This window comes from Streptomyces sp. WAC05292 (assembly GCF_003949955.1).
Classification (GTDB): domain Bacteria; phylum Actinomycetota; class Actinomycetes; order Streptomycetales; family Streptomycetaceae; genus Streptomyces; species Streptomyces globosus.
The window spans coordinates 1-11,877 of record NZ_RPSE01000175.1 but is presented as its reverse complement, the minus strand read 5'-3'; the positions used below and the strand labels follow the sequence as shown (position 1 = coordinate 11,877).

The window sequence follows — 11,877 nt, the reverse complement described above, 5'->3', positions numbered from 1 at the left end:
CTCCCGTCCCGTCCGTCCCTTACCGAAGGTGGTGCCATGACCTCCTCCCCACCCGCGTTGACCCGTATCCGCGTCGGCTCGGCTCCGGACTCCTGGGGTGTCTGGTTTCCCGACGATCCGCTCCAGACGCCCTGGGACCGGTTCCTGGACGAGGTCGCGGAGTGCGGGTACGAGTGGATCGAGCTCGGCCCGTACGGCTACCTCCCCACCGATCCGGGCCGGCTCGCCGAGGAGACGGCGAAGCGGGGCCTGCGCGTGAGCGCCGGCACCGTCTTCACCGGACTCCATCACGGGCCGGCGGTCTGGGCCGACACCTGGGAGCACGTGTCGCGGGTCGCCGCGCTGACCCGGGACATGGGCGCGGACCACCTGGTGGTGATCCCCGCGTTCTGGCGGGACGACAAGACGGGCGCGGTGCTGGAGGACCGCGAGCTGACCGCGGAGGGATGGCGCGAACTGGCCGGGCAGACCGAGCGCCTGGGCCGGGAGGTCCGGGACCAGTTCGGGCTGCGGATCGTCGTGCACCCGCATGCGGACACGCACATCGACACCCAGGCGAACGTGGCGCGCTTCCTCGACGCGACCGATCCGGAGCTGGTGTCGCTGTGCCTGGACACGGGGCACTACGCGTACTGCGGCGGCGACAGCGTGGCGGCGATCGAGGAGTTCGGCGAGCGGATCGGCTACCTCCACCTGAAGCAGGTCGACCCGCGGGTCCTCGCGGAGGTGGTGGCGGAGCAGGTGCCGTTCGGGCCGGCCGTGGCCCGGGGGGTGATGTGCGAGCCGCCGTCGGGGGTGCCGGCGCTGGAGCCGGTGCTCGCCGCGGCGCAGCGGCTGGGGGTGGACCTGTTCGCCATCGTGGAGCAGGACATGTACCCGTGCCCGCCCGACCGGCCGCTGCCGATCGCCCGCCGCACCCGCGCGTACCTGCGCTCCTGCGGCACCCGCTGAACGAACCGCAGCGCACAGAACCGCAGCGAACAGAACAGAACAGCATTGGACCGGCCTGTGGGAGGTACGACGACATGAGCACGCTCGGCATCGCCGTCATCGGGGCGGGCAGGATGGGCGCCGACCACGCCCGGCGCATCGGGCGGACGGTCGGCGGGGCCCGGGTGGTGGCCGTCGCCGACCCGGACGGGGACCGCGCGAAGGAGGTCGCCGCCGGCCTGGACGGGGCGTACGCCCTCACCGACCCGGCGGCTGCGGTGGCCGCGCCCGGTGTGGGGGCCGTGCTGATCGCCTCGCCGGCGGCCGCCCACGAGGAGGCCGTCGCCTTCGCGCTGGAGCGGGGGCTGCCCGTCCTGTGCGAGAAGCCGCTGGCGCCGGACGCGGCGGGGGCGCTGCGTGTACTGGAGGCCGAGCAGCGGCTGGGGCGGCGGCTGGTGCAGGTGGGGTTCATGCGGCGGCACGACGCGGAGTACGGGCAGCTCAAGGAGCTGCTGGACGGGGGCGGGATCGGGCGGCCGCTGTTCCTGCACTGCCGGCACCGCAACGCGTCCTCGCCGCCGTTCTTCACGGCCGACATGCTGCTGGGCGACTCCGCGGTGCACGAGGTCGACGCGGCGCGCTGGCTGCTCGGGCAGGAGGTGACCGCGGTGTCGGTGTTCGCGCCCGCGCCGTCCTCGCTGGCGCCGGAGGGGCTGGGCGATCCCCGCTTCGTGCTGATGGAGACCTCCGGCGGCGCGCTGGTGGACGTGGAGGTCTTCGTCAACTGCGGGTTCGGCTACGAGGTGCGCTGCGAGGCGGTCGGCGAGGCGGGCAGCGCGTCCCTCGGGGAGCCGCAGGCGGTGGAGGTGCGCCGGGCCGGGCTGCGGGCGGGCGCGATCCCGCAGGACTTCACGGTGCGCTTCGCCGACGCGTACGACCGGCAGCTGCGCCGGTGGGTGGCCGCGGCCGCGCGCGGCGGTGTCGCGGGGCCGGACGCGTGGGACGGCTACGCGGCGGCGGCCGTCTGCGAGGCGGCGCTGGCCGCGGCGCGCAGCGGGGCGCGGACCGCGGTGGAGCTGGCGGAGCGGCCTCCCCTGTACCGCTGACGGGCCGCCCGCCGCACGGCGGGCCACGTGTCCCGACGGCGTCACCGCTGTCGCCGCCGTGTCACGTCCTTCCGCGTCACGCGGCTTTTCTGTAACCGAACGTCAACAGCCGGACACCCGGAGTCAGGATTCCCCGCCTCGCGGGAAGCACCGGGGTGATCGTCGGGGCCACGCGCCGGATCCCCCGCCGGCCGCCCGGCCGGCCCGGCACGTGGACGAGGAGGTGTCGTCGATGAGCGACGGACCGCTGTGGTCCTACAAGGAGATCGCCGCCCACATCCGGGTCCAGCCGGATTCGGTGCGCTCGTACCGCAAGCACGGACTGCTGCCCGCTCCGGACCTCGTGCAGGGCGGCAGGCCCTACTGGCGCGCGGACGCGATCCGCGCGTGGGCGGCGCGCCGCCCGGGGAACCGCTCCCGAAGCGGCTCCTGACGCGCCGCCCGCGTACGCACGGCCCGGCCGCCTCGCGCGCCCGGGCCGTCCGCATGTCCGCCTGTCCGCATGCCCGTGTCCGCACTTCGGCACGCCCGCACGCGCGCACGCCCGCACGCCCACGGTCCGCGGCGCGCGGAAGCGACCCTCCACCGCTCGCGTAATACCCCCTGGGGGTATAGTCTCGAATCGTCGGAGGGACCGTGGAGCACGACCGCGCGACCGCCCCTGCGGCAGCAACTGGACGCACCCTTGAAGACGCACCCTTGAAAGAGGAGAACGACATGACCGCCGAGACGGACACCCGCACCACCACCGTCTACCGCGTGACCGGCATGACCTGCGGCCACTGCGAGGGCGCCGTGACCGCCGAGCTCTCCGCCCTCCCGGGCGTGGCCTCGGTCAAGGCCGTCGCCGCCACCGGGGAGGTCACCGTGGTCTCCGAGGCGCCGCTCGCGGAGGAGGACGTCCGGGCCGCCGTGGACGAGGCCGGTTACGAGCTCGCCGGCCAGGCCTGAGCAGCCGGGGCCCGGGGCCCCTCCCGCGCAGTACCCGACCCGGGCCGTACCGCCGGCTGATACCGGCCCCGTACGGCCCGGCTGTCCCCTTTTGGAGCCGGATCATGAGCATGAGCACGAGCCGCAGCACGGTGCACGACGGGCCCCCGCAGGCCCCGGCCGCCGCACCGCCCCCGCCCGCAGCCGAGGTCGAACTGGCGATCGGCGGGATGACCTGCGCCTCCTGCGCGGCCCGCATCGAGAAGAAGCTGAACCGGATGGACGGCGTCACCGCCACGGTGAACTACGCCACCGAGAAGGCCCGCATCTCCTACGGCGCCGGCACCGAGGTCGCCGACCTGATCGCGACGGTCGTGCGGACCGGATACACCGCCGAGCAGCCGCCCCCGCCTGCCCCCGCCCTCGCGGCGGTCCCCGCCGACGGCCCGGAAGCGGAGGCTCCGCAGGAGGCGCCAGACCCGGCGACGGCCGCACTGCGCTCCCGGCTGCTCGTCTCCGCCGCGCTGTCCCTGCCGGTGGTCCTGCTCGCGATGGTGCCCGCTCTGCAGTTCGACAACTGGCAGTGGCTCTCGCTCACGCTCGCCGCCCCCGTCGTCGTCTGGGGCGCCCTGCCCTTCCACAAGGCCGCCTGGGCCAACGCCCGGCACGGCGCGGCGACCATGGACACCCTCGTCTCGGTCGGAACCCTCGCCGCCTTCGCCTGGTCCCTGTGGGCGCTGTTCTTCGGGCACGCCGGCATGCCGGGCATGCGGCACGGCTTCGACTTCACCGTCTCCCGCACCGACGGCTCCTCGGCCATCTATCTGGAGGTCGCCGCCGGCGTCGTCACCTTCATCCTGCTCGGCCGCTACCTGGAGGCCCGATCCAAGCGGAAGGCCGGCGCCGCGCTCAGGGCGCTGCTGGAGCTCGGCGCGAAGGACGTCGCCGTCCTGCGCGACGGCCGGGAGGTACGGGTCCCCGTCGCCTCCCTGCGGCCCGGCGACCGCTTCGCCGTCCGCCCCGGCGAGAAGATCGCCACGGACGGGACGGTCGTCGAGGGCGAATCCGCCGTCGATGCCTCGATGCTGACCGGCGAGTCCGTCCCGGTCGAGGTCTCCGTCGGCGACACCGTCACCGGCGCGACCCTGAACACCTCCGGCCGCCTCGTCGTCGAGGCCGTCCGCGTCGGCTCCGACACCCAGCTGGCCCGCATGGCCCGCCTCGTCGAGGAGGCGCAGAACGGCAAGGCCGAGGTGCAGCGGCTCGCCGACCGGATCTCCGCCGTCTTCGTGCCCGTCGTCCTGCTCCTCGCGCTCGGCACCTGGGTCGGCTGGCTGCTCGCCACCGACGACCCCACCGCCGCCTTCACGGCCGCCGTCGCCGTTCTGATCATCGCCTGCCCCTGCGCGCTGGGCCTGGCCACGCCGACCGCGCTGATGGTCGGCACCGGGCGCGGCGCCCAGCTCGGCATCCTGATCAAGGGGCCGGAGGTGCTGGAGTCCACCCGCCGCGTCGACACCGTCGTCCTGGACAAGACCGGAACCGTCACCACCGGCCGCATGGCCCTCTCCGGCGTGCACCCCGCGCCCGGGACGGACGGCGCCGAGCTGCTGCGCCTCGCCGGAGCGCTGGAGCACGCCTCGGAGCACCCGATCGCCCGGGCCGTCGCCGCGGGCGCCGCCGAGCGGGGCCCGCTGCCGGTGCCGGAGTCCTTCGAGAGCCTCGCCGGGCTCGGCGTCCGCGGCGTGGTGGAGGGCCGCGAGGTGCTCGTCGGCCGCGAGCAGCTCCTCGCCGGAAGCTCGATCGCCTTCCCCGACGGGCTCGCGCGGGCCAAGGAGGCCGCCGAGGCCGAGGGGTCCACCGCCGTGCTGGTCGCCTGGGACGGTGCGGTGCGCGGCGTGCTGACCGTCGCGGACGCCGTCAAGGAGACCAGCGCCGAGGCGGTGGCCCGGCTGCGGGCGCTCGGCCTCACGCCGGTGCTGCTGACCGGCGACAACCGGGCCGTCGCCGAGGCGGTGGCCCGCGAGGTGGGCATCGACGAGGTGATCGCCGAGGTGCTGCCGCAGGACAAGGTGGAGGTGGTGCGGCGCCTGCAGTCCGAGGGCCGGACGGTGGCCATGGTCGGGGACGGGGTCAACGACGCCGCCGCCCTCGCCCGTGCCGACCTGGGCCTCGCCATGGGGACGGGCACGGACGCCGCGATCGAGGCCGGCGACCTGACGCTGGTCCGCGGCGACCTGCGCGTCGCGGCGGACGCGATCCGGCTGTCCCGGCGGACCCTCGCCACGATCAAGGGCAACCTGTTCTGGGCGTTCGGCTACAACCTGGCGGCACTGCCGCTCGCGGCGGCCGGACTGCTCAATCCCATGATCGCAGGGGCTGCGATGGCCTTTTCCTCGGTTTTCGTGGTCACGAACAGCCTGCGGCTGCGATCCTTCCGTTAGCGGTTGCTCTCCTCACACTGTGCACACTTCCTTCACAGGAGACGCAGATCACAGTGACAGGAGCGTAACCATCGGCCCGGTCAGTGGGTCTAATGGTGCGGTGCCAGGAACGTCTTGGGGGACGTTCACGGAGGTCTTGGGGGACGTCCGCGGCACCGGCCGGCCGGGACGCGTGCCCGACGGGGTGCTTTGAGCGGCCCCCCCGACCCGTACGGGTCCCGGCAGAACCCGACCGGAGCGCACCCGGTGTGCGCTCCTCGCCGACACCCGGCCCGGATCCCGTGGGGGGAATCCTCGGCCGGGGCAAGGGAAAGCGCCCCGTCCGTCGACCCGTGGGGGGATCGACGGCGGGGCGCTTTTCGCGTTCTGCGGGCCCGGGCCGGCTCTTGCGTCAGCGGGCCTCGACCGGGACGAAGTCGCGCTCGACGACGCCGGTGTAGATCTGGCGCGGGCGGCCGATGCGGGAACCCGGCTCCTTGATCATCTCGTGCCACTGGGCGATCCAGCCGGGGAGGCGGCCGAGCGCGAAGAGCACGGTGAACATCTCGGTCGGGAAGCCCATCGCGCGGTAGATGAGACCCGTGTAGAAGTCCACGTTCGGGTAGAGGTTGCGCGAGACGAAGTACTCGTCGGAGAGCGCGTGCTCCTCCAGCTTGAGGGCGATGTCGAGCAGCTCGTCGGACTTGCCGAGGGCCGACAGGACGTCGTGCGCAGCAGCCTTGATGATCTTCGCGCGGGGGTCGAAGCTCTTGTACACCCGGTGGCCGAAGCCCATCAGGCGGACGCCGTCCTCCTTGTTCTTCACCTTGCGGATGAAGGAGTCGACGTCGCCGCCGTTGGCCCGGATGCCCTCCAGCATCTCCAGCACGGACTGGTTGGCGCCGCCGTGCAGCGGGCCCCACAGGGCCGAGATGCCGGCGGAGATCGAGGCGAACATGTTCGCCTGCGAGGAGCCGACCAGGCGGACGGTGGAGGTGGAGCAGTTCTGCTCGTGGTCCGCGTGCAGGATCAGCAGCTTGTCGAGCGCGGAGACGACGACCGGGTCGAGCTCGTACTCCTGCGCCGGCACGGAGAACGTCATGCGCAGGAAGTTCTCGACGTAGCCGAGGTCGTTGCGCGGGTAGACGACCGGGTGGCCGACCGACTTCTTGTACGCGTACGCCGCAATCGTCGGGAGCTTGGCGAGCAGGCGGATCGTGGAGATGTGCCGCTGCTTGTCGTCGAACGGGTTGTGGCTGTCCTGGTAGAACGTCGACAGCGCGCTGACCACGGAGGACAGCATGGCCATCGGGTGCGCGTCGCGCGGGAAGCCGTCGTAGAACCGCTTGACGTCCTCGTGCAGCAGGGTGTGCTGGGTGATCTCGTTGCGGAACGACGCGAGCTCGTCGACGGTCGGCAGCTCGCCGTTGATCAGCAGGTACGCGACCTCGAGGAAGGTCGAGCGCTCCGCCAGCTGCTCGATCGGGTAGCCCCGGTAGCGCAGGATGCCCTGCTCGCCGTCCAGGTAGGTGATCGCGGACTTGTAGGCGGCGGTGTTGCCGTAGCCGCTGTCCAAGGTGACGAGCCCCGTCTGGGCCCTCAGCTTCGAGATGTCGAAGCCCTGGTCGCCGACGGTGCTCTCGACCACCGGGTAGGTGTATTCACCGTCCGCGTACCGGAGTACTACAGAGTTGTCGCTCACGTCATCCCTCACCGACGTAGTGCCTCTTCTTCGAGGTGCCCTGACTTCCTCTACCTTCCCCCATCTGGCGCAGGAGAGTGCACTCGGGGTCGGCGTAAGGCAATTTCGACGGCACTGAGTGCCGTCAACCTTCTTATCCTGCCCCCTCCGCGCCGAAAGCGGAAACCCTAGGCGGTGTTTCCCCCCGGTATGCGGCCGGACAGCCTAGGGGCGACCGCCGTGAACCTCCTGCCTGCGGAAACCGTACGCACCGCCTGGGCGAGGGCCTTGCGCGACCCCACCAGCACGACCAGCTTCTTCGCCCTGGTCACCGCGGTGTACAGCAGGTTCCGCTGGAGCATCCTCCAAGCACCGGTGGTGACGGGGATCACGACCGCCGGGTACTCGCTGCCCTGGGAGCGGTGGATGGTGACGGCGTACGCATGGGCCAGTTCGTCCAGTTCCGCGAAGTCGTAGCCCACCTCCTCGTCCTCCTCGGTCCGGACCGTCAGCCGCTGCTCGACCGGATCGAGGGCGGTCACCACGCCGACGGTTCCGTTGAAGACGCCGTTCGCACCTTTTTCGTAATTGTTCCTGATCTGGGTGACCTTGTCCCCCACGCGGAAGACCCGCCCGCCGAACCGCTTCTCCGCGAGGTCCGGCCGGGCCGGGGTGATGGCCTGCTGGAGCAGCCCGTTGAGGTGGCCCGCCCCGGCCGGCCCGCCGTGCTTGGGTGCGAGGACCTGGATGTCGCGGCGCGGGTCGAGGCCGAAGCGGGCGGGGATCCGCCGAGCGGCGACGTCGACGGTGAGGCGGCCGGCCTCCTCGGTGTCCTCCTCCGGGAAGAGGAAGAAGTCGGGCAGGCCGTCGGTCAGCGGGGGCAGGCCGGTGTTGATCCGGTGGGCGTTGGTGACGACGCCGGACTGCTGCGCCTGCCGGAAGATCCGGGTGAGGCGGACCGCGGGGACGGGGCCGCCGTCCGCGAGGAGGTCGCGCAGCACCTCCCCCGCGCCGACCGAGGGCAGCTGGTCCACATCGCCCACGAGCAGCAGGTGGGCACCCGGCGCCACGGCCTTGACCAGCTTGTTCGCCAGCAGCAGGTCCAGCATGGAGGCCTCGTCGACGACGACGAGGTCGGCGTCCAGCGGGCGTTCCCTGTCGTACGCGGCGTCCCCGCCGGGCTTGAGCTCCAGCAGCCGGTGCACGGTGGAGGCCTCGGCGCCGGTCAGCTCGGACAGCCGCTTCGCGGCCCGCCCGGTCGGCGCGGCCAGCACGACCCTGGCCTTCTTGGCGTGGGCCAGCTCCACGATGGAGCGGACGGTGAACGACTTGCCGCAACCGGGCCCGCCGGTCAGGACGGCGACCTTCCGGGTGAGGGCGAGCCGTACGGCGTCGCGCTGCTCGGGGGCCAGCTCGGCGCCCGTGCGCCCGGCGAGCCAGCCCAGCGCCCGCTCCCAGTCCACGTCCTGGAAGGACCGCATCCGGTCGTCCTCGGCGTTCAGCAGCCGCCGCACCTGCCCCACGAGCGACAGCTCGGCCCGGTGGAAGGGCACCAGGTACACGGCGGTCACCGGCGGCCCCCCGTCCGGATCGGGCACGGACTCGCGTACGACGCCCTCCGGGTCGGCGGCGAGCTCGGCCAGGCAGTCGATGACGAGGCCGGTGTCGACCTGGAGCATGGTGACGCCGTCGGCGATGAGCCGCTCCTCGGGCAGGAAGCAGTGCCCCTGGTCGGCGGACTGCGACAGCACGTACTGCAGGCCCGCCTTGACCCGCTCGGGGCTGTCGTGCGGGATGCCGACGGCCTGGGCGATCCGGTCGGCCGTCAGGAAGCCGATGCCCCAGACGTCGGCGGCGAGCCGGTAGGGCTGGTTGCGGACCACCGAGATGGAGGCGTCGCCGTACTTCTTGTAGACGCGGACCGCGAGGGAGGTCGAGACGCCGACGCCCTGGAGGAAGACCATGACCTCCTTGATGGCCTTCTGCTCCTCCCAGGCGGCGCCGATCATCCGCGTCCGCTTGGGGCCGAGGCCCGGCACCTCCACCAGCCGCGCCGGATCGGCCTCGATGACGTCGAGGGTGTCGGTCCCGAAGTGCTCGACGATCCGGTCGGCGATCCGCGGGCCGATCCCCTTGATGAGGCCGGAGCCGAGGTAGCGGCGGATGCCCTGGACGGTGGCCGGCAGCACGGTCCGGTAGTTCTCGACCGTGAATTGGCGCCCGTATTGCGGGTGGGAGCCCCAGCGGCCCTCCATGCGCAGCGATTCGCCGGGCTGCGCGCCGAGCAGGGAGCCGACGACGGTCAGCAGGTCCCCGCTGCCGCGGCCGGTGTCGACGCGGGCGACGGTGTAGCCGTTCTCCTCGTTCGCATACGTGATGCGCTCCAGGACCCCCTCGACCACTGCGGGTTGGACCGCCCCGTTCGTTGCCATGGGGCGACGTTACCGCCCGCCCGTGACACTCCGGCGGGCCTGTGGACGGCGGCTCCGAACCGGAAAAGGGCCCGGCCTCGCGGCCGGACCCCCTCGCGGTCACCCCCTCCTCGCCGGTGCTTCCCGATCCCCCCGGATCCCTCCCCGGAAGTCCCGACGCACCATGAGACCCGCCCGGCCCGCGGGAGGTTGCACACCGGAGGCGGACTTTGCGATTCCCTTACCTGCCGGGGCGAGCGAGGTCAGCGCGACCCCGCCGATCAGGAGCAGCGCCGCGAGCAGGCGCGGCCCGGTGACCTCCTCGCCGAGCACCAGCGCCGCCGAGGACATCCCGAACACCGGTACGAGCAGCGAGAACGGGGCGACGGAGGAGGCCGGGTAGCGCCGCAGCAGGTACCCCCAGGCCCCGAAGCCGAACACGGTCGACACCCAGGCGACGTACCCGATGACGGCGATCCCGGACCAGTCCAGGGCGCGCAGGGCGGCCAGGTCCCGCTCGGGCCCCTCCAGCAGCAGCGACAGCGCCAGCAGGGGCAGCACCGGCACGGTGCACACCCAGACCATGAAGTTGAGCGCGTCGGGCGGGGCCGCCTTGCGCGTCAGCACGTTCGAGACGCCCCAGCAGGCGGCGGCCGCGACGACGAGCGTGAAGCCGAGCACCGGCCCGGAGGCCCCCTGGTCGGCGGCGGCCAGCGCGATACCGCCGAGCGCGACGGCCATCCCGGCCAGCCGGACCCGCCCGGGCCGCTCCCGCAGCACGGCGCCCGCAAGCGCGGCGGTGAAGACCGCCTGCGCCTGGAGGACGAGGGAGGAGAGCCCGGCCGGCATCCCGGCGGCCATGCCCGTGAAGAGGAGCCCGAACTTCGCGATGCCGAGCGCGGCCCCGACTCCGAGCACCCACTTCCAGGCGACCTTGGGCCGGCCCACGAAGAAGACCGCGGGCAGGGCCGCGGCGAGGAAGCGCAGGGCGGACAGCAGCAGCGGCGGGAACTGCCCGAGCCCGATCTCGATGACGACGAAGTTGAAGCCCCAGACCGCGGCGACGAGGACCGCGAGGGCGGTGTGTGCGGGACGCATGCCTTGAGCATCGGTGCGGCGACCGTGAAGCACCAGCGACGATGTCTTCCGCGATGGATGAAGCATCCGTGACGAATCCGCGGGTCGGGCGGCGGCCCGGGCGCCCTGCCTACGATGGTCGGCATGCTCGACCTCTCCCGGCTGCGCGCCCTCCACGCCGTCTCCGTCCACGGCTCGGTCGCGGGCGCGGCGGCCGCCCTCGGCTACACGCCCTCGGCGGTGTCCCAGCAGATCGCGAAGCTCGAACGGGAGACCAGGACGACCCTGTTGGAGCGGCGCGGGCGTGGTGTCGCGCTCACCGAGGAGGCCTGGCACCTGGCCGACACGGCCCGCGAGCTGCTGGCGATCGTGGAGCGCGCCGAGACCACCCTGGAGGAGCGCCGGGGGCAGCCGGGCGGGCTGCTGGCCGTCGCCGCGTTCGCGTCGGCGGCGCGCGGGCTGCTGCCCGGCGTGCTCGCCGAACTGGCCCGCCGCCACCCCGGGCTCGACGTACGCCTGACCGAGGTCGACCCGCACCTGTCGGTGGACCTGGTGGCCCGCGGCGTGACGGACCTGGCCGTGGCCCACGACTGGGACATCGCGCCGCTGCCCGCCCCGGACGGCGTCGAGCAGGCGCTGATCGGGGAAGACCGCTGCGACCTGGTCGTGCCCGAGGGCCACCCCTTCACGCGGCGGGCCGCCGTCCGCCGGGCCGACCTCGGCGGCCAGCGGTGGGTGTGCCAGCCGCCGGGCCGCGTCTGCCACGACTGGCTGGTGCGGACTCTGCGCACGGCCGGCTTCGAGCCGGACGTCGCGCACGTGGCGGAGGAGAACCACACGATCGTCGCCCTCGTCGCCGCCGGGCTCGGGGTGGCGGTCGTCCCCCGCCTCGGCACCGGCGCGCTGCCGCCGGGGGCGGTGGCGGTGCCGCTGGAGCCTGCTCCGGTGCGCCGCCTGTACGCCCTGTGGCGCACCGGCGCCGCCCGCCGCCCGGCGATCACCGAGGCGGTGCGCACGCTCCGGGACCACTGGGCCGCGCAGGCGGGCGCCGGGCAGGAAGGCCCCGTGCCCGGGCCCCGTCCGGGGGATTCCGGCCGTGTCCTCGGCGGTGGGGGCGCGGGCCGGCAGTAGGGTCCGGCGCGTGCCGCACCCCACTTCCCGCCGGTCCCTGCTCACCGCGGCCGCCGTGGCCGCAGCCGCCACGGCCGCCGGGGCGGCCGCGTACGCCGTACGCGACTCCCCGGCGGGCTCCGGCCCCGGCTCAGCCCACAACGCCGGCCGCCCGGCCGACGCCCGCCCCGGCGACCGCGCCCCCGGCC

9 protein-coding genes are annotated in these 11,877 nt (G+C 73.5%); 6 read left to right on the top strand and 3 right to left on the bottom strand.

What is annotated here, in order from left to right; translation table 11 throughout:
- The first annotated feature begins 36 nt into the window (after positions 1–36).
- The 5 genes from EF903_RS18910 (at position 37) to EF903_RS18890 (ending at position 5,410) form a co-directional block, all read left to right on the top strand.
- A complete protein-coding gene (locus tag EF903_RS18910; protein WP_125544712.1) occupies positions 37–951 on the top strand; it encodes a sugar phosphate isomerase/epimerase in 915 nt (304 codons plus the stop codon).
- A 74-nt stretch (positions 952–1,025) separates the two neighbouring features.
- The gene (locus EF903_RS18905; RefSeq protein WP_125544710.1) at positions 1,026–2,036 is read left to right on the top strand and encodes a Gfo/Idh/MocA family protein; all 1,011 of its coding nucleotides are present in this window, start codon (positions 1,026–1,028) and stop codon (positions 2,034–2,036) included.
- Positions 2,037–2,268: 232 nt separating this feature from the next.
- Positions 2,269–2,469 (top strand): AlpA family transcriptional regulator, encoded by a 201-nt coding sequence (locus tag EF903_RS18900; RefSeq protein ID WP_125544708.1) that lies wholly within the window; start codon positions 2,269–2,271, stop codon positions 2,467–2,469.
- Positions 2,470–2,753: 284 nt separating this feature from the next.
- Entirely contained in the window at positions 2,754–2,987 is a 234-nt protein-coding gene (locus tag EF903_RS18895) for a heavy-metal-associated domain-containing protein (protein WP_125544706.1), read from the top strand.
- A 110-nt stretch (positions 2,988–3,097) separates the two neighbouring features.
- Positions 3,098–5,410 (top strand): cation-translocating P-type ATPase, encoded by a 2,313-nt coding sequence (locus EF903_RS18890; protein ID WP_125544714.1) that lies wholly within the window; start codon positions 3,098–3,100, stop codon positions 5,408–5,410.
- Between the two features lie 391 nt (positions 5,411–5,801).
- Here EF903_RS18890 and EF903_RS18885 read toward each other — a convergent pair whose 3' ends face one another.
- The 3 genes from EF903_RS18885 to EF903_RS18875 form a co-directional block, all read right to left on the bottom strand.
- A complete protein-coding gene (locus tag EF903_RS18885) occupies positions 5,802–7,091 on the bottom strand; it encodes a citrate synthase (RefSeq protein ID WP_125544704.1) in 1,290 nt (429 codons plus the stop codon).
- Positions 7,092–7,258: 167 nt separating this feature from the next.
- Positions 7,259–9,502 carry an ATP-dependent RecD-like DNA helicase gene (locus EF903_RS18880; protein ID WP_125544702.1) on the bottom strand — a complete coding sequence of 748 codons (2,244 nt, stop codon included), beginning with the start codon at positions 9,500–9,502 and terminating at the stop codon, positions 7,259–7,261.
- Positions 9,503–9,601: 99 nt separating this feature from the next.
- The gene (locus tag EF903_RS18875) at positions 9,602–10,579 is read right to left on the bottom strand and encodes an EamA family transporter (protein WP_125544700.1); all 978 of its coding nucleotides are present in this window, start codon (positions 10,577–10,579) and stop codon (positions 9,602–9,604) included.
- 123 nt (positions 10,580–10,702) lie between these two features.
- On the opposite strand from EF903_RS18875, the gene EF903_RS18870 reads away from it, so the two are divergent.
- On the top strand, positions 10,703–11,689 hold the full coding sequence (locus EF903_RS18870; RefSeq protein WP_260615583.1) for a LysR family transcriptional regulator: 987 nt from the start codon (positions 10,703–10,705) through the stop codon (positions 11,687–11,689).
- Positions 11,690–11,877: the final 188 nt, after the last annotated feature.